The 24,752-nt window shown below is 53.1% G+C and carries 25 protein-coding genes; 15 read left to right on the top strand and 10 right to left on the bottom strand.

Annotated elements, in window-relative coordinates; genetic code table 11:
• Positions 1 to 34 precede the first annotated feature (34 nt).
• Positions 35 to 289: a putative hemolysin gene (locus tag AC4IC4_RS08990; protein WP_024908585.1), complete on the bottom strand. Its 255-nt coding sequence runs from the start codon at positions 287 to 289 to the stop codon at positions 35 to 37.
• Positions 290 to 598: 309 nt separating this feature from the next.
• On the opposite strand from AC4IC4_RS08990, the gene AC4IC4_RS08985 reads away from it, so the two are divergent.
• Positions 599 to 1,627: a sensor domain-containing diguanylate cyclase gene (locus tag AC4IC4_RS08985; RefSeq protein WP_048990801.1), complete on the top strand. Its 1,029-nt coding sequence runs from the start codon at positions 599 to 601 to the stop codon at positions 1,625 to 1,627.
• A 45-nt stretch (positions 1,628 to 1,672) separates the two neighbouring features.
• Entirely contained in the window at positions 1,673 to 1,771 is a 99-nt protein-coding gene (locus AC4IC4_RS08980; protein ID WP_014883431.1) for a YoaK family small membrane protein, read from the top strand.
• Between the two features lie 129 nt (positions 1,772 to 1,900).
• On the opposite strand, the gene AC4IC4_RS08975 is transcribed toward AC4IC4_RS08980, so the two are convergent.
• The 3 genes from AC4IC4_RS08975 to AC4IC4_RS08965 all read right to left on the bottom strand — a co-directional run bounded on the left by AC4IC4_RS08975 (position 1,901) and on the right by AC4IC4_RS08965 (position 5,381).
• Positions 1,901 to 2,149: a GlsB/YeaQ/YmgE family stress response membrane protein gene (locus AC4IC4_RS08975; protein ID WP_008500746.1), complete on the bottom strand. Its 249-nt coding sequence runs from the start codon at positions 2,147 to 2,149 to the stop codon at positions 1,901 to 1,903.
• Between the two features lie 113 nt (positions 2,150 to 2,262).
• Positions 2,263 to 3,747, bottom strand: a complete 1,485-nt coding sequence (locus tag AC4IC4_RS08970) for a sensor domain-containing diguanylate cyclase (protein WP_491472569.1) — start codon at positions 3,745 to 3,747, stop codon at positions 2,263 to 2,265.
• Between the two features lie 113 nt (positions 3,748 to 3,860).
• On the bottom strand, positions 3,861 to 5,381 hold the full coding sequence (locus AC4IC4_RS08965; RefSeq protein ID WP_491472568.1) for an EAL domain-containing protein: 1,521 nt from the start codon (positions 5,379 to 5,381) through the stop codon (positions 3,861 to 3,863).
• Between the two features lie 235 nt (positions 5,382 to 5,616).
• On the opposite strand from AC4IC4_RS08965, the gene AC4IC4_RS08960 reads away from it, so the two are divergent.
• On the top strand, positions 5,617 to 7,116 hold the full coding sequence (locus AC4IC4_RS08960; protein WP_407859763.1) for an EAL domain-containing protein: 1,500 nt from the start codon (positions 5,617 to 5,619) through the stop codon (positions 7,114 to 7,116).
• 288 nt (positions 7,117 to 7,404) lie between these two features.
• Here AC4IC4_RS08960 and AC4IC4_RS08955 read toward each other — a convergent pair whose 3' ends face one another.
• The 3 genes from AC4IC4_RS08955 to icd form a co-directional block, all read right to left on the bottom strand.
• The gene (locus AC4IC4_RS08955) at positions 7,405 to 7,650 is read right to left on the bottom strand and encodes a DUF2543 family protein (protein WP_048990786.1); all 246 of its coding nucleotides are present in this window, start codon (positions 7,648 to 7,650) and stop codon (positions 7,405 to 7,407) included.
• A 74-nt stretch (positions 7,651 to 7,724) separates the two neighbouring features.
• Complete coding sequence (locus AC4IC4_RS08950; protein ID WP_048990787.1) at positions 7,725 to 8,072, bottom strand: DUF1304 domain-containing protein; 348 nt, start codon at positions 8,070 to 8,072, stop codon at positions 7,725 to 7,727.
• 77 nt (positions 8,073 to 8,149) lie between these two features.
• Entirely contained in the window at positions 8,150 to 9,400 is a 1,251-nt protein-coding gene (gene icd, locus AC4IC4_RS08945) for an NADP-dependent isocitrate dehydrogenase (protein WP_008500752.1), read from the bottom strand.
• 117 nt (positions 9,401 to 9,517) lie between these two features.
• On the opposite strand from icd, the gene rluE reads away from it, so the two are divergent.
• From rluE to AC4IC4_RS08905, 8 genes are all read left to right on the top strand, one after another.
• A complete protein-coding gene (gene rluE / locus AC4IC4_RS08940; RefSeq protein ID WP_032650888.1) occupies positions 9,518 to 10,171 on the top strand; it encodes a 23S rRNA pseudouridine(2457) synthase RluE in 654 nt (217 codons plus the stop codon).
• A gap of 9 nt (positions 10,172 to 10,180) precedes the next feature.
• Positions 10,181 to 10,654, top strand: coding sequence for an NUDIX hydrolase (locus tag AC4IC4_RS08935; protein ID WP_023292763.1), 474 nt, complete (start codon positions 10,181 to 10,183; stop codon positions 10,652 to 10,654).
• A gap of 40 nt (positions 10,655 to 10,694) precedes the next feature.
• The gene (gene mnmA / locus AC4IC4_RS08930; RefSeq protein ID WP_032657963.1) at positions 10,695 to 11,807 is read left to right on the top strand and encodes a tRNA 2-thiouridine(34) synthase MnmA; all 1,113 of its coding nucleotides are present in this window, start codon (positions 10,695 to 10,697) and stop codon (positions 11,805 to 11,807) included.
• 27 nt (positions 11,808 to 11,834) lie between these two features.
• Positions 11,835 to 12,464: a high frequency lysogenization protein HflD gene (gene hflD, locus AC4IC4_RS08925; RefSeq protein WP_008500756.1), complete on the top strand. Its 630-nt coding sequence runs from the start codon at positions 11,835 to 11,837 to the stop codon at positions 12,462 to 12,464.
• 19 nt (positions 12,465 to 12,483) lie between these two features.
• On the top strand, positions 12,484 to 13,854 hold the full coding sequence (purB, locus tag AC4IC4_RS08920) for an adenylosuccinate lyase (protein ID WP_008500757.1): 1,371 nt from the start codon (positions 12,484 to 12,486) through the stop codon (positions 13,852 to 13,854).
• Between the two features lie 123 nt (positions 13,855 to 13,977).
• Entirely contained in the window at positions 13,978 to 14,649 is a 672-nt protein-coding gene (phoP, locus tag AC4IC4_RS08915) for a two-component system response regulator PhoP (protein WP_024908594.1), read from the top strand.
• The gene (gene phoQ, locus AC4IC4_RS08910; protein WP_024908595.1) at positions 14,650 to 16,113 is read left to right on the top strand and encodes a two-component system sensor histidine kinase PhoQ; all 1,464 of its coding nucleotides are present in this window, start codon (positions 14,650 to 14,652) and stop codon (positions 16,111 to 16,113) included. It begins immediately after the preceding gene.
• Between the two features lie 91 nt (positions 16,114 to 16,204).
• A complete protein-coding gene (locus AC4IC4_RS08905; protein ID WP_024908596.1) occupies positions 16,205 to 17,326 on the top strand; it encodes a ribosomal protein uL16 3-hydroxylase in 1,122 nt (373 codons plus the stop codon).
• Positions 17,327 to 17,415: 89 nt separating this feature from the next.
• On the opposite strand, the gene AC4IC4_RS08900 is transcribed toward AC4IC4_RS08905, so the two are convergent.
• Together AC4IC4_RS08900 and pepT are read right to left on the bottom strand one after the other, a co-directional pair.
• Positions 17,416 to 17,907 carry an REP-associated tyrosine transposase gene (locus AC4IC4_RS08900; protein ID WP_491472567.1) on the bottom strand — a complete coding sequence of 164 codons (492 nt, stop codon included), beginning with the start codon at positions 17,905 to 17,907 and terminating at the stop codon, positions 17,416 to 17,418.
• A 96-nt stretch (positions 17,908 to 18,003) separates the two neighbouring features.
• Positions 18,004 to 19,227 carry a peptidase T gene (gene pepT, locus AC4IC4_RS08895; protein WP_395312687.1) on the bottom strand — a complete coding sequence of 408 codons (1,224 nt, stop codon included), beginning with the start codon at positions 19,225 to 19,227 and terminating at the stop codon, positions 18,004 to 18,006.
• A gap of 237 nt (positions 19,228 to 19,464) precedes the next feature.
• Between pepT and potA the strand changes: the two genes are divergently transcribed.
• Genes potA through potD form a run of 4 tightly spaced genes read left to right on the top strand, consistent with a single transcriptional unit; the run spans position 19,465 to position 23,267 of the window.
• A complete protein-coding gene (potA, locus tag AC4IC4_RS08890; protein ID WP_175557795.1) occupies positions 19,465 to 20,607 on the top strand; it encodes a spermidine/putrescine ABC transporter ATP-binding protein PotA in 1,143 nt (380 codons plus the stop codon).
• Positions 20,591 to 21,448 (top strand): spermidine/putrescine ABC transporter permease PotB, encoded by an 858-nt coding sequence (gene potB / locus AC4IC4_RS08885; protein WP_032650877.1) that lies wholly within the window; start codon positions 20,591 to 20,593, stop codon positions 21,446 to 21,448. Before potA ends, potB begins: the two co-directional genes overlap by 17 nt.
• Complete coding sequence (potC, locus tag AC4IC4_RS08880) at positions 21,445 to 22,236, top strand: spermidine/putrescine ABC transporter permease PotC (protein ID WP_008500765.1); 792 nt, start codon at positions 21,445 to 21,447, stop codon at positions 22,234 to 22,236. Before potB ends, potC begins: the two co-directional genes overlap by 4 nt.
• Positions 22,233 to 23,267 (top strand): spermidine/putrescine ABC transporter substrate-binding protein PotD, encoded by a 1,035-nt coding sequence (potD, locus tag AC4IC4_RS08875; RefSeq protein ID WP_024908601.1) that lies wholly within the window; start codon positions 22,233 to 22,235, stop codon positions 23,265 to 23,267. Before potC ends, potD begins: the two co-directional genes overlap by 4 nt.
• Positions 23,268 to 23,314: 47 nt before the next feature.
• Here potD and AC4IC4_RS08870 read toward each other — a convergent pair whose 3' ends face one another.
• Complete coding sequence (locus AC4IC4_RS08870) at positions 23,315 to 24,544, bottom strand: EAL and HDOD domain-containing protein (RefSeq protein ID WP_491472566.1); 1,230 nt, start codon at positions 24,542 to 24,544, stop codon at positions 23,315 to 23,317.
• Positions 24,545 to 24,752 lie beyond the last annotated feature (208 nt).

Genomic DNA, 24,752 nt, shown 5'->3' with positions numbered 1-24,752 from the left:
TAAAGAGAAGTGTATCGCAGGCGGTATCCGTCTGTCACCTGGTGGGTTGCGGATGATCGCGGCGATAGAGCGTCCATTCATCGATCACTTCGCCGCCCGGTAATTTGCACTCGGTGCGAACGCCCTGAGGACTTTGAACCGGGATCTGTTCCCCGCCTTTCTCCAGGCAGTAGACGGAGGCCGGGTTCGCCATACCGATAACGTGCGGCGGTTTCGGTGCATCGGGTGGCGTGGTTTTTGCGGTGCAGGCGGCCAGGGGAAGCGCCAGCGCCAGAAGCAGAAATCTCATCTCATTGATCCTTGTGACATCATGACAGCCTAAGGGTAACGGGTCATCGCCGCGTTCTCCATGATTTCTCCATTTTAACTGCACTTTTCAGCACTATAGTGTGGCATGTTCTCGATATGACCAGAGAACATCATTCCGTAATCAAGATGTCTTTGCCCCGGTCTCAACAACGGGGCTTTTTTTCTATCCTGCCGTCCGCTCCCTGAATATATTAAATTTTCTGTATTCATGTTTTACTATGCCTGAAGCCTAAAAACTCAGCATAACATGCAGATGCAGACGTCTTCTGCCTGGGAGTCATTCTACGTCATGTCGGATCTTATCCTCGCTCGCGTTTCAGAAACCCTTGCCACCGAGCAATCCCTTGAAAGCCTCGTTCGCCAGCTGCTGGAGATGCTGGAGATTGTCACCGACATGGAGTCGACCTACCTGACGAAGGTGGATATCGAGGCGCGGCTGCAGCACATCCTCTATGCCCGCAACAGCAAACAGATGACGATCCCGGAGGGGCTGAGCGTCCCATGGGATGAGACGCTGTGCAAACGCGCGCTGGACAGTGACACGATGTTCAGCAATGACGTGCCCGAACGCTGGCCCGAGTGTGAAGCTGCAAAAGCGCTTGGCATTACCACCTACATGAGTATTCCAGTCCATCTTGCGGATGGTTCACTTTACGGAACGCTCTGCGCCACCAGCACGGCCAGAAAGCCGCTGAGCGAGCGCGGTGAACAGGTTCTGAAGCTCTTCGCCGGGCTGATTGCCCAGTCCATTCAGAAAGAGTCGCTGGTGACCCAGCTTCGCGAAGCCAATGCGGCCCTCATCGCGCACTCCTATACGGATGCCCTTACCGGTTTACCCAACCGTCGCGCCATTTTTGAAGATCTGACCACCCTCTTTTCTCTGGCCCGGCACCTGAAGCGTAACGCCATCATCGCATTTATCGATCTGGATGATTTCAAGCTGATTAACGATCGTTACGGCCACGAGGCTGGCGACCAGTTTCTGATAGAAGTGGGCAAGCGTTTGACCGAAGAGAAACAGCAGGACGATATTATCGGTCGTCTGGGGGGGGATGAATTTCTGGTCGCGTCGCTGAGCCAGCCCCACCAGGACGGGGATAACGCGCAGCTTACGTTGCTCAAAACGCGCCTCAGCGCCTGCATCGCCGGCGAATACTGGCTGGGCAGCGTTCATATTATTTATCCGGGAGCCAGCTTCGGCGTTATCGAAGTGGACCCTGCCGCAACCGATCCTGACAGCGCGTTACGTGCTGCGGATGTGGCGATGTATCAGGATAAGAAAGGAAAAAGCAAAACACGCTTTCTCACTATGGATTAACCCCGTACACTCTACGGCGTTATTGAAACCGAAACAGGTGATGGTATGAGAATAGGGATCCTTTTCCCGGTCGTTATATTTATAACGGCGGTGGTTTTTTTAGCGTGGTTTTTTGTCGGCGGCTACGCGGCTCCGGGAGCATAAATGCGGAAGACAACCGTCATTATGCTGATCGTTGCCATTGCGGCGTTTGCCGGCACGCAGCTTGGCTGGTGGTAAACCCGATACGTAAAAAGGCCGCCATCCGGCAGCCTTTTTCATCGCTTTCAGAACTTAGCTTTTGATCTTTCTGTAGATAAACAGAACAACCAGCGCACCGATCACCGCGACGGCGAAACTGCCGAAGTTAAAGCCATCGACCTTGCCAAAACCGAACAGCGTACTGATCCAGCCGCCGACTACCGCACCGACAATACCCAGTATTACGGTGACGATAAACCCACCGCCATCTTTGCCCGGCATGATCCACTTCGCCAGAATACCCGCAATAAGCCCAAAGATAATCCAGGATAAAATTCCCATAACTTTCCTCTCTGTATGGTTTTTGTCATTAAATCAACGACACAAAAAAGAATAGCACAGGATCTGAGAAAGGAAATTTGTGATAAGCATCACTCTATGTGGTTTTTCTCCTGTCATACCCCAACAAACGCGTACCGGTTACGTCCCGCGCGTTTTGCCTGATAGAGCGCCTGGTCAGCGGCGATAATGATATTCTGCTGGCTGCCCGCGATGTCGACGGCACGTGCGGTAGAAATTCCGACGCTGACCGTTACCCGCCCAAAGGGGCTAAAGGCATGGACGATTTGCAGCGAGAACACGTTGCGAATAATCGTCTGGGCCAGACGAAGCGCTTCCTGGATGTCCGTATCAGGTAATATCAGCGCAAACTCCTCTCCGCCGTAGCGCGCCACGATCTGATTACCACGAGTAAGACTCTCCCTGAGACTGTTTCCCAGCAGCGCCAGACAGCGGTCCCCTTCCGGATGGCCGTAGTTATCGTTGTATTTTTTGAAGAAGTCCACGTCCACAATCAGTATCGAAATCGGTGCATCATGCGCGGCACAAAGCGCGATTTCCGAGAGGATTTTTTCATCAAAAATGCGACGGTTGTAAAGCCCGGTCAGCGCATCCTCAGAGGCGATAATCTTCAGCGCCTTGTTATCTCTGGTTTTTCTGGATAAGTCGGAATACAGGAAGTATGACGCGACGATGAGTATCGCCGTGAACACGAAAATGAGTACCGCCAGCTGAATCGCCTGCTTGCGCCAGGGTGCAAGGGCCTCATCAATGCTGACGGCCACGGTGGTGACCAGCCCGTAGCGTCTGTTTTTCTCATAGGCATAAATGCGTTCGATCTTATCAAACCGCGAAATGGAACTGGCTATCCCGGTATTTTGTACCTTGAGGTATTTCCTGAAGAGCGGTGAATCGGAAACAATCGTGCCAATATAGGTATTTTTAAAAGGATAACGGACCAGCAGCACGCCTGACTCTGTTGTTAAGCCAATGACGCCCGCGTGACCAATATTAATCTGCCCGTAGAGCGCGAGAAAATTCTCGATACCCAGGGTCACCACCACGACACCGTTAAATGCCCCGGTGTGGGTTTCAAGGCGCCGACTAATGGTGATGACCCATTTACCATTGGTTCTGCTGACTACGGGCTCGCCAATAAAAATCTGCTGATTTTTATTTTCCTTGTGATAGATAAAAAATGACCTGTCCGATCCTTTGTGTGGGCCCGTAAAAGTTTCGTGCAACGCGGTAAAGATATCGCCCTGAGCATCGTAAACAACCACATTATTAATCTGGGTAAGGAGATTATCCTGATTATTTATCATCCGTTGAATATGGGTCGCCTGCTGCGGGGTCATACCATAAATTTCGATTATGTCGGAAACGGTAGTAATTAACATTTCACTCTGGCGCATGATCCCCTCGGTGTAGACATCAAGGGTATGGCTCAGGTTAGCGACGCTGGTATTAATTTGCTGGATTGACTGCTGTCTGGACGTGGCAATTTGGACGGCAAGCGACAGCGAGATGATCAACGAGACAATGATGACGGTAATGGTTGTTGTGTAAAAAGTATTTTTCACATGCACGAGCTTTTCCACCTTATCACGCCTGACATCCCTGGCTGACAACTCTTGTCACTGTAACAAAGCTCAGGATAAGAGGAAAATGAATTGCACTTAAGCATGCAACAGAAGCTCGTCGTAATTTCGTTTTACAAACTTACCGTCTCCCGGGGCTTAGATAAAATGACTTTAATAAAATCGATATAGGAGACGGGCTTACCAAAATAATAACCCTGCAACAGCGTAATCTCATTACGGTTGAGATACTCCAGCTGCGCTTTCGTTTCTACGCCTTCAGCCACAATGCGTAATGAGAGTTTTTTCGCCAGGTCAATGACGCAGTCCAGCAGGATCGTTGAGTCTTTTTCATCTGAAACCCGGTTCACAAAGCTTTTATCAATTTTAATATAATCAATGGCAAGCGCATTAAGGCATGAAAGACCTGAATAGCCGGTACCAAAATCATCCAGTGCAATGACAAAACCGGCGTTATGCAGCATGTTAAGGTTTTCCACCAGGTGAGGATTATCGATCAGCGGCTCACGCTCGGTCACCTCGAGAACCAGTTTGACTTCTTTACCCTGAAACCCCTTCCCGAATACACGACAGTCACCGATGAAGGATGGCGCATTGATGTGTCTGGCGCTGATGTTCACCCCAATATGAAACCCGTCCGGGAGCTTAGGCAAAAGCGGCTTAAGCTGCATCACCACTTTCGCCATCAACCCTTTGGTTAGCGGAATAATCAAACCGCTACGTTCAGCAATCGGAATAAAGACATCCGGTGGAATAAAGCCTGACTTTGGATGCTTCCATCTTGCCAGGACTTCAACGCCATACAGCCCGCCGGTATCACCGTTCACGATCGGCTGGTAATACGGCACGATCTCCCCCTGCAAAATGGCCTTACGTAAGTCGTCTTCAAATGAGGTGCTTTTCCCCTTGTAACGGCGGATCAAAATGCCCACCGCCACCGATAGCACGAGAATCAGTAGTATCAGGCTCCATCCCTGTTGCAGTAGCCGCGTCAGGCTAAAAAAGGCAGGCGGTTGCCAGGCCAGACTAAAGGGGAATTGTGTAGATGCCGTAAGTAACCCCGTCCACGAGGCCGCTTTCCAGCCGGTGACATCACCGTTGCGCCCAAGCATGCTATTGCCGACAACCAACCCCAGATCAACGCCGTTTGATGCGTTCACGATGACGTCCTGCAAATGCGCATCACTGACGCTGACGATGACACGCCCTCCCGCGATGGGCATCTGGAAGACAAGCACCGGGACGCCGTTCACCAGTCGATTGCCGGGCAACAGCATTAATTTATGTTCAGGTAACGTCTCCGGATGCACAATCAATACGCCATTCCCGGGAAGGGAAGTACAGATGATTTTACCCTGCTGCTGGATCATGATGGCGCGCAGATGTGGTTTTAGCGCGGCTTCTGTCCCCAGCGCCAGCTGTCCGCTGCTGGTACACCCCTGCTCCGCAACGCGCTTCGCCGTGCTGGCCGCACTGACGGCTTCCGCCAGGATATTTTCTATTTTCTGGGTGCTTGCCATGGCGGTATGACTATTATTAGCCTTCGCCATCTGCCATAGCTGCCAGTTAATAATCAGAATGCCGCTCAGAAAAAGAAACAAGGCACTCAGAATAGGGATCATCACGTTGCGCACGATGATTTCCTTAATAGAAAAAACAAGCATGGATGTTCTGGAAGAAGAGCCTGTACTTACCCGGTATTGCTTATAACAATGAAAATAGCTTAGCTGAGAATTGTCTTAAAAAACTGATACTTTCGTATGAGTTCACCTGCCCGAATTTGATCACCTGACGTGATTATCAGGCTTGTGCCTTGCCCTGGCTGTGTTAAGATTTGTCAAATCAGGGAGCGGACAGGATAACTGGAAAATGAAAAAACTCGTTGCCGTTGCGATCGTTTCAACGCTCCTGGTCATCCTGTCTCTTTATGCGGTCAATGCTGTTATCGTGGGGCAGCAGAAGAGCAAACAGCGTGAGATATCCCTTACCCTATTACATTATTCGGAAGACCTGTCCCAAAGCATAGCGCTGGCCCTTAAAAGCATTACTACGCAGGGATGTGATAAAACCAGTCTTGATAGTTACAGACAAATAACGCTGAATAACTATTATTTCGACGATATTGGTTTTATCGAGAAGGGAAAAATAGTCTGTACTGCTTTTTGGGGTAAACTTGCAACGCCCGTAGCGCTTCCTGCGGAACTGCATAAAACGCCGAGAGGCTTTCTTCTGGCGCAGTTTTCCAGAAAAGATTTTTTCACGGGCAATGCGGCAATTTATAATAATATTATTATCTTCACCACTCGCTATGCTTACGATAAATTCACCCCGGTTACGGCAAGCTATTCCCTGAGTACCACCACCAAAGACTTCGGCAGAACCTTTTTTACGACCTCCCCTGAGCTAACACAGCAGAGCTGGCTGCATTCGTCGTTGTTTACCCTGACCCTGACGCAGTGCAGCGCCTTCTGGGACCTGTGCGTCATCGTGAAGCATCACGATGCAGGGCTGGCCTCGTTACCCCTGTTTATCTTTTCGTTTCTCACGGTCATACTCTTTTTTATCTGGGTCGCGATAACGTTATTTATCTTCCGTATCTATGAAGATCGTTTTTCTCTGGAACGTACGCTGATCAAGGCCGTCCTGACCAATACCATCAGCGTTAACTACCAGCCTATTATCCGCATTCACGATCAAAAAATCGTGGGTGTAGAAGTTCTGTCGCGATGGCGCGACCAAAAGCATGGGGACGTCTCTCCGGAGCTGTTTATCCCATTAATAAAAAAAATCGGTCTGTATAAAAAATATTATAATAATATTATCGAAAAATCCCTCTCAGAAATTGCCCCGCTGGCGATTAAACATCAGCTGATCGTCTCCATTAACGTTGGGCGGAAGGAAATTGAAGATGGGCAGTTCATTAACATTTTGCGTCGAGCGTGTTTAGCCAATCACTTTCCCCTTTCTCTGATGAAGGTCGAACTTTCTGAGAAAGCCGTTTCCACGGCAGATATCCTCGAGGGGTTCTGTCAGGAGCTCAAGTCGCTCGGCGTTAAAATATCAATAGATGATTTTGGCGTGCAAAATTCAAACCTCGCCCGCCTGTCGCTGCTTGAATATGATGAGATTAAAATCGATAAGTCACTGGTGGATGGCATCAGCGAACATTATAAGCAAAACATCTTTGCTATCTTCAGCGATGCCCTCGCGAAGTTGAATAAAACGCTTGTTTTCGAGGGCGTGGAAAATGAAATTCAGTATCGCTTTATCGCGAGCCGATATCCCGATGCGCTGATTCAGGGATGGTATTTTTCAAAAGCACTCACCCGGAGCGAGCTGGCGAAACGACTCACCGGCGTTGCACCGTAACCAGAAGCCTGGCATGACCTTTTTTTAGATTTGGCGTTTCCATTTTTTACGCAAAAACATATAGTCGTCACAATCAGATGGTAGATTCCCCGGAAACACACTCTTATTTTGGTTAAAAACGTGAAATTATCCTTACTTTTTCCAGTGGTACTCTTTTTTCTGACCGTGATTTTCGTGCTGTTTATCGACAAACCTGCTTCGCATATTCTGCGGAAAAAATGCATGTGGTCCGATAGCGTGATGCTGAGCTGTATCGCAAAGCATCAGCATAACGGTTTTTAAAGCAGACTATTCATTTCCCCACTGATTGAGGAAATTCGCAATATCATCAATACGACCCGCACGGATCCCGGCCTCAGCGGCCATCTCCTGCTGAGCCTCCTCGCTGATCTCCTCATTATTCGATAAACGGGTGAGCAGCAGCTGGAAATAATGTGCCAGCGCGTCGAGTTCTGACTCCGCAACTTGCTCTGCGGCTTCCGTCGCATACTCCTCAGCAATGTCATAATATTTCAGTGGGATATTGTTATTCATAACAGTCTCGTCTCTGGCCTTTAAGGGTAACGTCAAGAGTATATCGGACGCGTTATCTCAACCATAGCATTGCTTCAGATAAGTAACGCAAGCAGCGCAGCGAGTGCGGGCACGGCCTGTACATACAAAATTTTTCGACTGGCGGTGGCCGCGCCAAAAAGTCCGGCAATCAACACGCAGGCCAGGAAGAAGATGGCCACCTGACTCCCCTTTTCGCCGAGCCAGAGGCTCCAGAGCAGGCCGGCCGCCAGAAAACCGTTATACAGCCCCTGATTTGCAGCCAGCACGCGGGTGTCGCGCGCAAAGTCTGGACGCAGATTAAAGGCCTTGTGCCCTGTTTTGGTATTCCACAGGAACATTTCCAGCACAAGAATGTAGAGATGGATGAGTGCAACGACAGCGATAAGGACAGTGGCTAGCATCGTGTTGTCTCCCGCAGGCAGAGGCAAAAAAAACGGGAACCCTCAGGCCCCCGCTCTTGTTTAACCCAGAATCTGGATTACATGTTCGCGATAATCGCGTCGCCAAACTCTGAACATTTCAGCAGCTTAGCGCCTTCCATCAGACGTTCGAAATCGTAAGTTACGGTTTTCGCGTTGATCGCGCCTTCCATACCTTTAACGATCAGGTCTGCGGCTTCGAACCATTCCATGTGGCGCAGCATCATCTCTGCGGACAGGATGATAGAGCCTGGGTTCACTTTGTCCTGACCTGCGTATTTTGGCGCAGTACCGTGGGTCGCTTCGAACAGGGCGCACTCGTCACCGATGTTCGCGCCAGGGGCGATACCGATACCGCCAACCTGTGCTGCCAGAGCGTCAGAGATGTAGTCACCGTTCAGGTTCATACAGGCAATCACGTCGTATTCTGCAGGACGCAGCAGGATCTGCTGCAGGAACGCATCGGCGATCACATCTTTAATGATGATCTCTTTGCCGGTGTTCGGGTTCTTGATCTTCTGCCATGGGCCGCCGTCGATCAGCTCACCGCCGAACTCTTCTTTCGCCAACTGGTAACCCCAGTCTTTGAACGCGCCTTCGGTGAACTTCATGATGTTGCCTTTGTGAACCAGGGTCACAGAGTCACGGTCGTTGGTGATTGCATATTCGATGGCTGCACGCACCAGACGCTTGGTCCCTTCTTCGGAGCACGGCTTAATGCCGATACCGCAATGCTCAGGGAAGCGAATTTTCTTCACGCCCATCTCTTCGCGCAGGAATTTAATCACTTTTTCTGCGTCAGCAGAGTCCGCTTTCCATTCGATACCCGCGTAGATGTCTTCTGAGTTTTCGCGGAAGATAACCATATCGGTCAGTTCAGGGTGCTTAACCGGGCTAGGGGTGCCCTGATAGTAACGAACCGGACGCAGACACACGTACAGGTCCAGCTCTTGACGCAGTGCCACGTTCAGGGAACGGATACCGCCGCCAACTGGCGTCGTCAGTGGGCCTTTAATAGCAACGCGGTAGTCGCGGATCAGGTCCAGCGTTTCTGCTGGCAGCCAGACGTCCTGGCCATAAACTTGAGTAGATTTCTCACCGGTGTAAATTTCCATCCAGGAAATTTTACGCTCGCCTTTGTAGGCTTTCTCAACAGCGGCATCAACCACTTTCAGCATTGCCGGGGTAACGTCTACACCGATACCGTCACCTTCGATGAACGGGATAATCGGATTGTGAGGAACGTTAATCTTGCCGTTTTGCAGGGTGATCTTTTTACCTTCCGCCGGAACAACTACTTTGCTTTCCATTAACCTCTCCTTCGAGCGCTTCTGGTTGTTACTGATCTTATGTTAATAAATTGTAATGAGCCCTTCGATAGTACCTGATTGTCCTGCGCCATGAAAGGTCTTCGTTATTAGGCTATAATGCGGCAATTGATAACGCCTGAAAATACCATGAAGAAAACTTCTTTTACAAAACACCGGGTTGAGCGATTCAGCTCGCGACAAGCCGCCAGAAGACCGCAGGAAACCCAGCCGAAGCGGGTTATTTTGTTCAATAAACCCTACGATGTTTTGCCGCAGTTTACCGATGAAGCCGGGCGCAGCACGCTGAAGGACTATATACCTGTTCAGGGCGTCTACGCCGCGGGCCGTCTGGACCGCGACAGCGAAGGCCTTCTGGTCTTAACCAACGACGGCGCCTTGCAGGCGAAGCTCACGCAGCCCGGGAAACGCACCGGTAAAATTTACTTCGTACAGGTCGAAGGCGAGCCGGACGAAGAAACGCTGGAAAAATTACGCAGCGGCGTAACGCTGAACGACGGCCCCACCCTGCCCGCAGGTATTGAACGCGTGAATGAACCGGAGTGGCTGTGGCCGCGCAACCCGCCGATTCGCGAACGCAAATCCATTCCGACAAGCTGGCTCAAAATTACCCTTTATGAAGGCCGCAACCGCCAGGTTCGCCGCATGACCGCGCACGTCGGCTTCCCTACCCTGCGTCTGATTCGCTACGCCATGGGCAGCTACACGCTGGAAACGCTGGCAAACGGCGAATGGCGAGACGTTACCCCTTAAGGAGTCACTATGTTTAAACCTCATGTCACGGTTGCCTGCGTGGTCCACGCTAAGGGTAAATTCCTTGTTGTCGAAGAGAGCATTAACGGCAAAGCGCTGTGGAACCAGCCTGCCGGACACCTTGAAGCCAATGAGACCCTGCTGCAGGCCGCGAAACGCGAGCTGTGGGAAGAGACCGGCATTCACGCTGAACCCCAGCACTTCATCCGTATGCACCAGTGGATCGCGCCCGATCACACTCCGTTCCTGCGCTTTTTATTTGCCGTTGAGCTTAGCGAAACGTGCGCCACAGAGCCGCAGGATGACGATATCGACCGCTGTCTGTGGGTCACTGCCGACGAGATCCTGAACGCGCCAAACCTGCGCTCGCCGCTGGTTGCGGAAAGCATTCGCTGCTGGCAGTCTGCTGGCCGCTTACCGCTGGATGTCATCGGCGCATTTAACTGGCCGTTTACAGAGGGTGCCAATGGTGGGGGGGCGTGATAGAATACGCCGCCTTGAAGTTCAATGTCGTGAGTATTCCATGTCAGATAATAGCCAGAAAAAAGTGATCGTCGGCATGTCCGGCGGTGTCGATTCCTCCGTTTCCGCCTACCTGTTACAGCAACAGGGCTATAAGGTGGAGGGCCTGTTCATGAAGAACTGGGAGGAAGATGATGGCGAGGAATACTGCACCGCTGCTGCGGATCTCGCCGACGCGCAGGCCGTATGCGATAAGCTCGGGATTGAACTGCACACCGTTAACTTTGCCGCAGAATACTGGGACAACGTTTTTGAACTGTTCCTCGAAGAGTACAAAGCGGGCCGCACGCCGAACCCGGATATTCTGTGCAACAAAGAGATCAAATTTAAGGCCTTCCTCGAATTCGCTGCAGAAGATCTGGGCGCAGACTACATCGCGACCGGTCACTACGTGCGTCGTGCAGACGTGAATGGCAAAAGCCAGCTGCTGCGCGGTCTGGACGGCAATAAAGATCAAAGCTATTTCCTCTATACGCTGAGCCACGAGCAAATCGCCCAGAGCCTGTTCCCGGTCGGCGAGCTGGAAAAGCCGCAGGTGCGTAAAATCGCCGAAGAACTGGACCTGATCACCGCGAAGAAAAAAGACTCTACCGGCATCTGCTTCATTGGCGAGCGCAAATTCCGCGATTTCCTGGGACGTTACCTGCCCGCACAGCCGGGTAAAATTGTCACCGTCGACGGTGAAGAGATTGGCCAGCATCAAGGGCTGATGTACCACACGCTCGGCCAGCGTAAAGGCCTGGGTATCGGCGGAACCAAAGAAGGTAGCGAAGATCCGTGGTATGTTGTCGACAAAGACGTCGAAAACAATATTCTGGTTGTTGCCCAGGGTCACGATCATCCGCGTCTGATGTCCGTTGGCCTTATCGCCCAGCAGCTGCACTGGGTCGATCGTGAGCCGCTGAAAGGCACGCTGCGCTGCACGGTGAAAACCCGCTACCGCCAGACCGATATTCCTTGCACCATTACCGCGCTTGATGACGATCGCATTGACGTGCGCTTCGACGAGCCGGTCGCCGCCGTCACCCCGGGTCAGTCTGCTGTCTTCTACAGCGGTGAGATCTGCCTGGGCGGCGGGATCATTGAACAGCGCCTGCCGCTGCCTGCTGTTTAATACGATTGCACACATAAAGGAGACCGTGTGGCGAAGAACTACTATGACATCACCCTGGCACTGGCGGGAATTTGCCAGTCAGCCCGTCTGGTGCAACAGCTGGCGCATCAGGGTCATTGCGATGCTGACGCCCTGCACGTTTCACTCAACAGCGTTATCGATCTCAACCCCGGCTCGACCCTGGGTGTGTTCGGCGGCAGTGAAACCAATCTTCGTCTCGGTCTTGAAACCCTGCTTGGCGTGCTTAACGCCAGCAGCCGTCAGGGATTAAACGCGGAGCTGACCCGCTACACGTTGAGCCTGATGGTGCTGGAGCGTAAGCTGAGCGCAGCAAAAGGCGCGCTCAATACCCTGGGCGATCGTATTGCCGGGTTACAGCGTCAGCTCGACCATTTTGATCTGCAGTCCGACACGCTGCTCAGCGCCATGGCCGGCATTTATGTTGACGTTATCAGCCCATTGGGCCCGCGTATTCAGGTCACCGGTTCCCCTGCCGTGCTGCAAAGTCCGCAGGTACAGGCAAAAGTGCGTGCGTCCCTGCTGGCTGGGATCCGCGCCGCCGTGCTGTGGCATCAGGTTGGCGGTGGCCGCCTGCAGTTAATGTTTTCTCGTAATCGCCTGACCACTCAGGCAAAACAAATTCTTGCTCATTGTTAACCTCCCGGAGTTGCGAATTATGGAATTATCCTCACTGACCGCCGTATCCCCTGTCGATGGACGCTACGGCGATAAAGTCAGCGCGCTGCGCGGGATCTTCAGCGAATATGGTTTGCTGAAGTTCCGTGTTCAGGTTGAAGTACGCTGGCTGCAAAAGCTGGCCGCCCAGGCAGCAATCAAGGAAGTTCCTGCTTTTGACGAAAAGGCAAACGATTACCTTGATAAAATCGTTGCTGAGTTTAGCGAACAAGACGCCGCGCGCATTAAAACCATTGAACGCACTACCAACCACGACGTGAAGGCGGTTGAGTACTTCCTGAAAGAGAAAGTGGAAAGCGTCCCTGCGCTGCACGCCGTGTCTGAGTTCATTCACTTCGCCTGTACCTCCGAAGACATCAACAACCTGTCTCATGCGCTGATGCTCTCCACCGCGCGCAAAGAGGTGGTACTGCCTTACTGGCGTAAAATCATCGACGCGGTAAAAGCGCTGTCCGTGGAATACCGCGACATTCCGCTGCTCTCCCGTACCCACGGCCAGCCAGCCACTCCATCCACGATGGGTAAAGAGATGGCGAACGTCGCGTACCGTATGGAACGCCAGTACCGTCAGTTGGAGCAGGTTGAGATCCTCGGCAAAATCAACGGCGCGGTCGGTAACTATAACGCCCACATTGCCGCTTACCCGGAAGTGGACTGGCACCAGTTCAGCGAAGAGTTCGTGACCTCTCTGGGCATTCAGTGGAACCCGTACACCACCCAGATTGAGCCGCACGACTATATCGCCGAGCTGTTTGACTGCATCGCGCGCTTCAACACCATCCTGATCGACTTCGATCGTGACGTGTGGGGCTATATCGCCCTGAACCACTTCAAGCAGAAAACCATCGCCGGTGAAATCGGCTCTTCCACCATGCCGCACAAAGTAAACCCAATCGACTTCGAAAACTCCGAAGGCAACCTGGGCCTGGCGAATGCCGTGCTGCAGCATATGGCGAGCAAACTGCCGGTATCCCGCTGGCAGCGCGACCTGACCGACTCCACCGTACTGCGTAACCTGGGCGTGGGCATCGGCTACGCGCTGATCGCGTATCAGTCCACCCTGAAAGGCGTAAGCAAACTGGAAGTTAACCGTGACCGTCTGCTGGACGAACTGGATCACAACTGGGAAGTGCTGGCGGAGCCGATTCAGACCGTGATGCGTCGTTATGGCATCGAAAAACCGTACGAAAAACTGAAAGAGCTGACCCGCGGCAAACGCGTTGACGCCGAAGGCATGAAGCAGTTTATCGACGGTCTGGCGCTGCCGGAAGAAGAGAAAACGCGCCTGAAGGCGATGACTCCGGCGAACTACATTGGCCGCGCCATCACCATGGTCGACGAGCTGAAGTAACGCCCCTCTCCCCCTTTTCGCTCGAAAAGGGGGATGCTTTTCCCCGGTTTACTCAATGTTTATCCCCACAACAACATAATCAGCGTTAAACTATTCATACCAATTATTTAGGGAGAAGAGATGATGCGCGTACTGGTTGTTGAGGATAACGCATTGCTACGTCATCACCTGAAGGTTCAGCTTCAGGAGATGGGACATCAGGTGGACGATGCTGAAGATGCAAAAGAAGCCGATTATTATCTCAATGAACACCTGCCGGATATCGCCATTGTCGATTTAGGGTTGCCTGACGAAGACGGTCTGTCGTTAATTCGCCGCTGGCGCAGCCACGATGTCTCCCTGCCGGTCCTGGTGCTGACCGCCCGTGAAGGCTGGCAGGATAAGGTCGAAGTGCTCAGCGCGGGTGCAGATGATTACGTCACCAAGCCGTTCCATATTGAAGAGGTGGCGGCCCGCATGCAGGCACTGCTTCGTCGCAACAGCGGGCTGGCGTCTCAGGTTATCTCCATCCCGCCTTTCCAGGTCGACCTCTCCCGCCGGGAATTATCCATCAATGATGAAGTGATCAAGCTCACCGCCTTCGAATACACCATTATGGAGACGCTGATCCGTAACAATGGCAAAGTGGTGAGCAAAGATTCCTTAATGCTCCAGCTCTATCCTGATGCTGAACTGCGCGAGAGCCATACTATTGACGTGCTGATGGGACGTTTACGTAAGAAAATTCAGGCGCAATATCCACAGGATGTGATTACTACCGTCCGTGGCCAGGGCTACCTGTTCGAATTACGCTAAATGAGACGGATCTTGCGCCATATTTTGCCCCTCTCGCTGCGGGTGCGCTTTTTACTGGCAACGGCAGCCGTCGTGCTGGTGCTGTCGCTCTCCTACGGCATGGTGGCCCTGGTGGGCTACAGCGTCAGCTTTGATAAAACCACCTTTCGCCTGCTGCGTGGCGAAAGCAACCTGTTTTATACCCTGGCGAAGTGGGAAAACAATAAAATCACCGTCGAAATGCCGGAAAACCTCAATCAGCAGAGTCCCACGCTGGCCCTGATTTATAACGAAAAGGGGAAGCTACTGTGGGCGCAGCGTGATATCCCGTGGCTGGTCAAAAGCATTCGTCCGGACTGGCTCAAAACCAACGGTTTTCATGAAATTGAAGCCGATCTCAACACCACCAGTTCGCTGATCCGTGAAGATCGCTCCCTGCAGCAAAAGCTGAACGAGATCCGCGCCGACAACGCCGAAACGGAGATGACGCACTCCGTCGCGATTAACCTCTACCCGGCGACGCTGAACATGCCGCAGCTGACCATCGTGGTGATCGACACCATTCCGGTCGAGCTGAAGCGTTCTTATATGGTCTGGAGCTGGTTCATCTACGTTCTGGCGGCGAATCTGCTGCTGGTGATCCCGCTGCTGTGGGTGGCGGCGTGGTGGAGCTTGCGCCCCATTGAATCACTGGCGAAAGAAGTTCGTGAACTGGAAGAACATCATCGCGAGAAGCTGAACCCGGAAACAACCCGTGAGCTCACCAGCCTGGTGCGTAACCTCAATCGCCTGCTGAAAAGTGAACGCGAACGCTACGATAAATACCGTACCACCCTTACCGACCTGACCCACAGCCTGAAAACCCCGCTGGCCGTGATGCAAAGTACCCTGCGTTCAATGCGCAGTTCGAAGCTGAGCGTCGACGATGCCGAGCCGGTGATGCTGGAACAGATCAGCCGTATTTCACAGCAAATTGGCTATTACCTGCATCGCGCCAGCATGCGTTCAGGAAGCGCGCTTCTGAGCCGCGAGCTTCATCCGGTAGCGCCGCTTCTGGATAACCTCACGTCCGCCCTCAACAAGGTGTATCAGCGTAAAGGGGTGAACATCAGCCTCGATATCTCGCCAGAGATAAGCTTTGTGGGTGAAAAAAATGACTTCATGGAAGTCATGGGTAACCTGCTGGATAACGCCTGCAAATACTGTCTGGAGTTCGTGGAAGTGTCTGCACGTCAGACGGAAACTGAGCTGCATATCATCGTTGAGGATGATGGCCCGGGGATCCCGCGCAATAAACGTGACGTGGTGTTCGATCGCGGTCAGCGCGCCGATACGCTACGTCCAGGCCAGGGCGTAGGATTAGCCGTCGCGCGCGAGATTGTCGATCAGTACGACGGGAAAATCGAAACCAGCGAAAGCCTGCTGGGCGGCGCCAGAATGGAGGTCATTTTTGGCCGCCAGCAGCCCACATCGAACGATAGTTAACCCGTTATGTGAAAAATGCGAGGATCTCGCAGCCGGGGGGCTGAGCTTCCGTTATAATCCGAGTCAGTAAGAGCCTGCGGAATAAAAAAATATGGATTATCACTTAACACTTAACTGGCCCGAGTTTATTGAACGTTACTGGCAGAAACGCCCGGTGGTTCTGAAGCGCGGGTTCAGCAACTTTGTCGACCCCATCTCGCCTGACGAACTGGCCGGCCTGGCCATGGAAAACGAAGTCGACAGCCGTCTGGTCAGCCACCAGGACGGGAAATGGCAGGTTAGCCACGGTCCTTTCGAAAGTTACGATCACCTCGGTGAAAACAACTGGTCGCTGCTGGTGCAGGCGGTCAACCACTGGCACGAGCCAACGGCCGCCTTAATGCGTCCGTTCCGCGCCCTGCCCGACTGGCGCATGGACGATCTGATGATCTCCTTCTCCGTTCCTGGCGGTGGCGTCGGTCCGCATCTGGACCAGTACGACGTGTTTATTATTCAGGGTACGGGCCGCCGCCGCTGGCGCGTGGGCGAAAAAGTGCCAATGAAGCAGCACTGCCCGCATCCGGACCTGCTTCAGGTTGACCCGTTTGAAGGGATTATCGACGAAGAGCTGGAGCCGGGAGACATTCTCTACATTCCGCCGGGATTCCCTCACGAGGGCTACTCGCTGGAAAACTCACTCAACTACTCCGTAGGGTTCCGCGCGCCAAGCGGCCGCGAGATGATCAGCGGATTTGCCGACTACGTGCTGCAACGCGAGCTGGGCAGCTATCGTTACAGCGACCCTGATGTGCCTGCGCGCGAGCATCCGGCCGATATCCTGCCCGCAGAGCTGGATAAGCTGCGCGGCATGATGCTGGATCTGATTAACGAGCCGGAGCACTTCAAACAGTGGTTTGGCGAGTTTATCAGCCAGTCGCGTCACGAGCTGGACGTTGCGCCGCCGGAGCCGCCGTATCAGGCTGACGAGATTTATGATGCGCTCCAGCAGGGCGATAAGCTGGTACGTCTGGGCGGATTACGCGTGCTGCGCATTGGTGAGGACGTGTTCGTCAACGGAGAGAAGCTGGATTCACCGCACCGTCCGGCGCTGGAAGCTATTGCCAGCCACCTGGTGCTGACTGCCGACACCTTTGGTGATGCGCTGGAAGATCCATCCTTCCTCGCGATGCTTGCCGCGCTGGTCAACAGCGGGTACTGGTTCTTTGAGGACTGAGTCGTGATATTTGCCGGGTGGCGGCTTCGCCTTACCCGGCCTACGATCCGAATGTAGGCCCGGTAAGGCGAAGCCGCCACCGGGCGTTTTTATCTCCGCTCCCCCGCTGCAAAATCCTCGATCTCTCCCGCCCAATCCACCGGATACAACCCTTCAGCCACGTCCCGATGAAACGTTGAAAACGGCCAGTCGCTGACTTTACCCACATAGCCGTGCTTCACCGGATTGATGTAAATGTAATCAACATGCCGCCGGTAGTCCTCTTCGTTACGGATAGTGTGTTCCCAGAATCGTGGCTGCCAGATATGGCGCATGTCGATGTTGCGGCTGAACGTCTTTTTGATATCCCGCCAGCGGGCAGAAAAATCACTGTCGCCTTCCGGTAGGGTCCAGATACAGTGCATGTGTTCAGGCAAAATAACCCACGCGTTGATGATGAAGGGCTTAACACGCTTAACCGTTGAGGTGGCGGAACGCAGGCTATCGATATGGCGAGTAAGCAAATCGCTCTGACGATTTTGCAGGTTGACGGTAAAAAACCATGTGCCGCCGGGAACGTAGTGGCGACGGTAGTTTGACATGGGCGCTCCTTGCCTCAATGCCGGGTGGCGGCTTCGCCTTACCCGGCCTACGATCCGAATGTAGGCCCGGTAAGCGTAGCGCCACCGGGCGTTTTTTTAGCGTTTGGCGGTTAACTCCGCTATCCGCACAATCACCTTCACCGCTTTTTCCATCCCTTCCAGCGTCACAAACTCATGCTTGCCGTGGTAGTTATAGCCACCGGTAAACAGGTTCGGGCACGGCAGCCCCATAAACGACAGCTGAGAACCGTCGGTGCCGCCGCGAATCGGCTTCAGCTGCGGTTCAATATCGCAGTCGCGCATCGCCTGCTGGGCGATATCGAGAATATGCGGATGCGCCATCACCTTCTCGCGCATGTTGTAATAGCTGTCTTCGATGATGAGTTCAATGTAGCAATCAGGGTGTAATCCTTTACCCACCTTCTTGGCGATCTCCATCATCTTACGCTTGCGCGCCTCAAAGGCTTTGCGGTCGAAATCGCGGATGATGTAGTGCATCTGCGCGCTGTCCACGGTGCCTTTGATGCTGGTCAGGTGATAGAAACCTTCATACCCCTCGGTCTGTTCGGGGCTCTCTTCCGCCGGGACTTCCGCATGAATTCGCGATGCCAGCGACAGCGCGTTCACCATGACGCCTTTCGCCGAACCGGGGTGAACGTTGTTGCCAACAATTTTGATCGTCACTGAGGCAGCGTTGAAGTTTTCATACTCCAGCTCACCGACGCCGCCGCCGTCAACGGTATAGGCCCACTGCGCGTTAAAGGCCTCCACGTCGAAGTGCTTCGCCCCCTTGCCGACCTCTTCGTCCGGCGTAAAGGCCACGCGGATATCCCCGTGTGGGATGTTTTTCTCTTTCAGTACCGCCAGCGCGGTCATGATCTCCGCAATACCCGCTTTGTCATCCGCCCCCAGCAGCGTTTTGCCGTCGGTGGTGATCAGCGTCTGGCCCAGCAGCTGGTGCAGCACCGGGAACATGACTGGCGAGAGCACTTCGTCGCCAATGCCCAGCGCAATGTCGCCGCCGCGGTAGTTTTCCACAATCTGCGGGTTCACATGTTTACCGCTAAAATCCGGAGAGGTGTCGACATGGGAGATAAAGCCAATCGCCGGAATGTCACCCGGGACATTCGCCGGCAGCGTTCCCATCACAGTGCCTTTCTCGCTTAACGTGACGTTGACCAGCCCCATGGCGTCAAGCTGCTCTTTGAGCAGATTTAATAACTTCCACTGGCCTTCGGTGCTCGGCACCTGGCGAACACCCGGCTTAGATTGGGTATCCAGCGAAACGTACTGTAAAAAACGCTCAAGTAATTTATCCATGCAGTCACCCTCACTTTTTGTGACAACATTATCAATAAGCATCAAAACGCAAATATTGCGTCAGGTCACTTTTATCCCGCAAACGAGAATATTTTCCGTTTATATCGTTATGCGTTAGTAAATGTAGCTTATGAATCAGTGACAAGGATTGGCGATTGCAGGGGATTGCCGTAGAATGTCCGCCCTCATTACGAGTCACCAAGGTGGTTACACACAAACCCCGCTTCAGTCTGCTGCCTGAGGCGTCTATATGGGACAGCGCAAAAATTGAATACACAAACCCGTTCACCGCTGGTGAAACTGGAACGAATTCGTAAAAGTTTTGATGGCAAAGACGTCATTTCCGACCTCACTCTCACCATCAATGACGGTGAGTTTCTGACGCTGCTTGGCCCTTCCGGCTGCGGCAAAACAACCGTACTGCGCCTTATCGCCGGGCTGGAAAGCGTCGATAACGGCCATATCCATCTTGAAAACCAGGACATCACCCGGGTTCCTGCCGAAGATCGCCACGTCAATACTGTCTTTCAGAGCTATGCCCTCTTCCCGCACATGACCGTGTTTGAAAACGTGGCGTTCGGCCTGCGGATGCAAAAAACCCCGGCGAGCGAGATCGAACCGCGCGTCACCGACGCCCTGCGCATGGTACAGCTTGAGACGTTTGCCCAGCGTAAACCCCATCAGCTTTCCGGCGGCCAGCAGCAGCGCGTGGCCATCGCCCGCGCCGTGGTCAACAAGCCACGCCTGCTCCTGCTGGATGAATCCCTCTCGGCGCTGGATTACAAGCTGCGCAAGCAGATGCAGAATGAGCTCAAAGCCCTGCAGCGCAAGCTCGGCATTACCTTTGTCTTCGTCACCCACGATCAGGAAGAGGCCCTGACCATGTCCGACCGCATCGTGGTGATGCGTGACGGTAAAATCGAGCAGGACGGCACGCCGCGTGAAATCTACGAAGAGCCGAAGAATCTGTTTGTCGCCAGCTTCATTGGCGAGATCAATATCTTTGACGCCACGGTGATTGAGCGTCTGGACGACCAGCGTGTGCGCGCCAGCGTCGAAGGACGCGAGTGCAATATCACGGTGAATTTCCCCGTAGAAAAGGGACAAAAGCTCAACGTTCTGCTGCGCCCGGAAGATCTGCGCGTCGATGAAATTCACGGCAATACCGAGGCCGAAGGGTTAATCGGCTATATCCGCGAACGCAACTACAAAGGGATGACGCTGGAGTCTGTCGTCGAGCTGGAGAACGGCAAAATGGTGATGGTCAGCGAATTCTTCAACGAAGACGACCCTGACTTCGACCACTCTCTCGACCAGAAAATGGTTATCAACTGGGTAGAAAGCTGGGAGGTTGTGCTGGCTGATGAAGAACACAAGTAAGTTCCAGAATGTGGTGATTGCCACGATCGTCGGTTGGCTTGTGTTGTTTGTCTTTTTACCCAACCTGATGATCATTGCCACCAGCTTCCTGACCCGCGACGACGCAAGCTTCGTTTCGCTGGTCTTTACGCTGGACAACTACGCGCGCCTGCTCGATCCGCTCTATTTTGACGTGCTGCTGCACTCGCTCAATATGGCGCTGATTGCCACGATTGCCTGCCTGGTGCTGGGATATCCCTTCGCGTGGTTCCTCGCGGGCCTGCCGCAAAAGGTGCGGCCCCTGCTGCTGTTTTTACTGATTGTTCCCTTCTGGACGAACTCGCTCATCCGTATTTATGGTCTGAAGATTTTCCTCAGCACAAAGGGTTACCTGAATGAGTTTCTGCTGTGGCTGGGGGTGATTGATACGCCGATACGCATCATGTTTACCCCGAGCGCGGTGATTGTCGGCCTGGTCTATATCCTGCTGCCGTTTATGGTGATGCCGCTCTACTCCAGCATTGAGAAGCTGGATAAACCGCTACTGGAAGCGGCAAAGGATCTGGGTGCCAACAGGCTGCAGACCTTTATCCGTATCATTATTCCGCTGACGATGCCCGGTATTATTGCGGGCTGTTTGCTGGTGATGCTCCCGGCTATGGGCTTGTTCTACGTTTCTGACCTGATGGGCGGGGCGAAAAATCTGCTGATCGGTAACGTGATCAAGAGCCAGTTCCTGAACATTCGCGACTGGCCGTTCGGGTCCGCCACCAGCATCACGCTGACGGTGGTGATGGGTCTGATGCTGCTGGTCTACTGGCGCGCCTCACGGCTGCTGAATAAAAAGGTAGAACTCGAATGATCGGTCGACTGCTTCGCGGCGGTTTTATGACCGCCATTTACGCTTACCTGTATATCCCGATCATTATTTTGATCGTGAACTCGTTTAACAGCTCGCGCTTTGGGATTAACTGGCAGGGCTTTACCACCGACTGGTACAGCCTGCTGATGAACAATGACAGCCTGCTGCAGGCCGCTCAGCACTCTCTGACGATGGCGATCTTCTCCGCCACCTTCGCCACGCTGATTGGCTCGCTCACCGCCGTAGCGCTGTACCGCTATCGCTTTCGCGGCAAACCGTTCGTCAGCGGCATGCTGTTTGTGGTGATGATGTCACCGGACATCGTGATGGCGATTTCGCTGCTGGTGCTGTTTATGCTGCTGGGCGTTCAGCTTGGCTTCTGGTCGCTGCTGTTTTCCCATATCACCTTCTGCCTGCCGTTTGTGGTGGTGACCGTCTTTGCGCGCCTGAAAGGGTTCGACGTGCGCATGCTGGAGGCGGCGAAGGATCTGGGCGCCAGCGAGATGACCATCCTGCGCAAAATCATCCTGCCGCTGGCGATGCCCGCCGTGGCGGCCGGATGGCTGCTTAGCTTCACCCTGTCGATGGATGACGTTGTCGTGTCTTCCTTCGTGACCGGGCCGAGCTATGAAATTCTGCCGTTGAAGATCTATTCGATGGTGAAAGTCGGCGTCTCACCGGAGGTGAACGCGCTGGCGACCATTCTGCTGGTGTTTTCGCTGGTTCTGGTGATCGCCAGCCAGGTTATTGCTCGTGATAAAACAAAATCTCAGGGGACAATGAAATGAAAAAAATGCTCGCCGCTGCGGCGCTGGTGCTTGGCATGGGTGCCGCGCACGCTGATGACAGCAAAACGCTCTACTTCTACAACTGGACCGAGTATGTGCCGCCGGGCCTGCTGGAGCAGTTCACCAAAGAGACGGGCATCAAGGTGATCTACTCGACCTATGAGTCGAATGAAACCATGTATGCCAAGCTCAAAACCTACAAAGACGGCGCGTACGATCTGGTGGTTCCTTCCACCTACTTTGTCGACAAAATGCGCAAAGAGGGCATGATCCAGAAGATCGATAAAACAAAGCTAACTCATTTTTCAAACCTCGATCCGGAGATGCTCAACAAGCCGTTCGATCCGAATAACGACTATTCCATTCCGTATATCTGGGGGGCAACCGCGATTGGCGTTAACAGCGAGGCCGTCGATCCGAAAACGGTGACGAGCTGGGCCGACCTGTGGAAACCGGAGTACAAAGGCAGCCTGTTGTTAACCGACGACGCGCGTGAAGTGTTCCAGGTGGCGCTGCGCAAGCTGGGCTACTCGGGCAACACGACTGATCCAAAAGAGATTGAAGCGGCGTATACCGAGCTGAAAAAGCTGATGCCTAACGTGGCGGCGTTCAACTCTGATAACCCGGCTAACCCGTATATGGAAGGCGAAGTGAATCTGGGGATGGTGTGGAACGGCTCCGCGTATGTGGCCCGCCAGGCCGGTACGCCGCTTGAGGTGGTCTGGCCGAAAGAAGGCGGGATCTTCTGGATGGACAGTCTGTCGATTCCGGCCAACGCGAAAAACGTTGAAGGGGCGCTTAAGCTGATTAACTTCCTGCTGCGCCCGGACGTGGCGAAACAGGTTGCCGAGACGATTGGCTACCCGACGCCAAACCTCGCCGCGCGCAAGCTGCTGAAGCCGGAAGTGGCTAACGATAAATCGCTCTACCCGGATGCCGAAACCATTAGCAAAGGTGAATGGCAGAACGATGTCGGTGACGCCAGCCGCCTCTACGAAGAGTATTACCAGAAATTAAAAGCGGGCCGCTAACCGGTATCGCGTTCTTCCTCACGCCGCCTGCGCGGCGTGAGGGGGAATTAACTGACCGCATTCTCTCCTGCCCAGATCGTCGCCTTTCTCATCGCCTCCACCACCTCCTCATCCGACAGACCCAGCGCCTGACGAATCCGGGTCGCCTCGTCCCACTGCTGCTGTTCATAGTAACGGCAAAGGCTCACCATATCGGCTAGCCGTCCCTCCTGGTCGCACAGCGCGTTGCTCACGCTCTGCGGCACCGCAATTTGCTTCATTAACTCTGCCATCGGCAGCTCAAGGAGGGTATCGAGCAGAGAAAACAGGCCGCACATGAACGCATTTTCAGCCAGCGCCGGTTCTTTCATCGTCTCAGCTATCAGTTCACAGAACTTACCGCGCATCATACTCAACGGGTAAAGCTCGCTGACGGTATCATTGCCCGCACTGGCGAGGACCACGACGGCAACAAACCGTCTAAGCTGGTTTTCCCCGAGGTATCTGAGCACCTCACTCAGGGTTAACTTGCTGAAATTACAGGCGCCCACATGCTTAAACGCCGTATGCTTCATGTAGCGCATGATTTTATAAGAGAGCGTGAGATCGGTTTTTATCAACGACTCGACGATCCGAAAATCAGGCTTATTGCGTCCGACCTCCATTTGCAGCCTAAAAATCGCCAGCTGATTTTGCGACAGCCGTTTATATTTAATGACCTCCGGACGGCAGAAAAAATAACCCTGAAACAGCGAGAATCCCTCCTCCTTGTATTGGTTGAATTCCTCTTTAGTCTCAATTTTTTCAGCAAGATATTTAATATGTCCGGTCAGGTGTTTACGCGCTTTCAGATACGCTTTAATTTGCGCTAAGGTGTAATTTCTGACGTCGAATTTCAGGATTGAAATATAGGGTAAAAATGCATCCCATTCTGGTGCAAGGGTAAAATCATCAAGCGCAAACTGATAGCCATGCGCATTCATCTCCCTGACGGCCTGCAGCAGCTCGGCCCCTGGCACAGCATCTTCAAGGATCTCAATGACCACGCTCTCTTTATCCAGCGCTTCACCACTGCGGTCAATGACCATTCGCGACGGGAAATTAATAAACGACGTATGCGCCCCGGCGATGCGCTGGGACGGCACGCATAAAAACTGATCGGATATCATTCTGGACGTGGCATATTCCGCCGACACATCCGGAAAACGATTTGTCATCCCGTCTCTGAAGAGCAGCTCATAGGCCACCGTATTCATTTCAGGGTTAAAAATGGGTTGTCGCGCAATAAATCCGTACATATCCCATCCTCCTCTACCACTTAATATTTATTAGCATCCTCTTTCTACACGATGATAACGAGCATTATCGAGCGCTATTTTGATTGAATGCACAAAATAAAAGCATCCACACTAATTAACGGGATTTACTATTCTGGAATTTAAATTAAATATACCCGGCGCTCTACAGAAAGAAGGAAATATATCCGATAAGGAATATGTGCCTGCC

The organism is Enterobacter sp. Taxon_2 (assembly GCF_058355295.1).
Note: the sequence above shows the minus strand (reverse complement) of the source record. Positions and strands in the feature narration are given on the sequence as shown.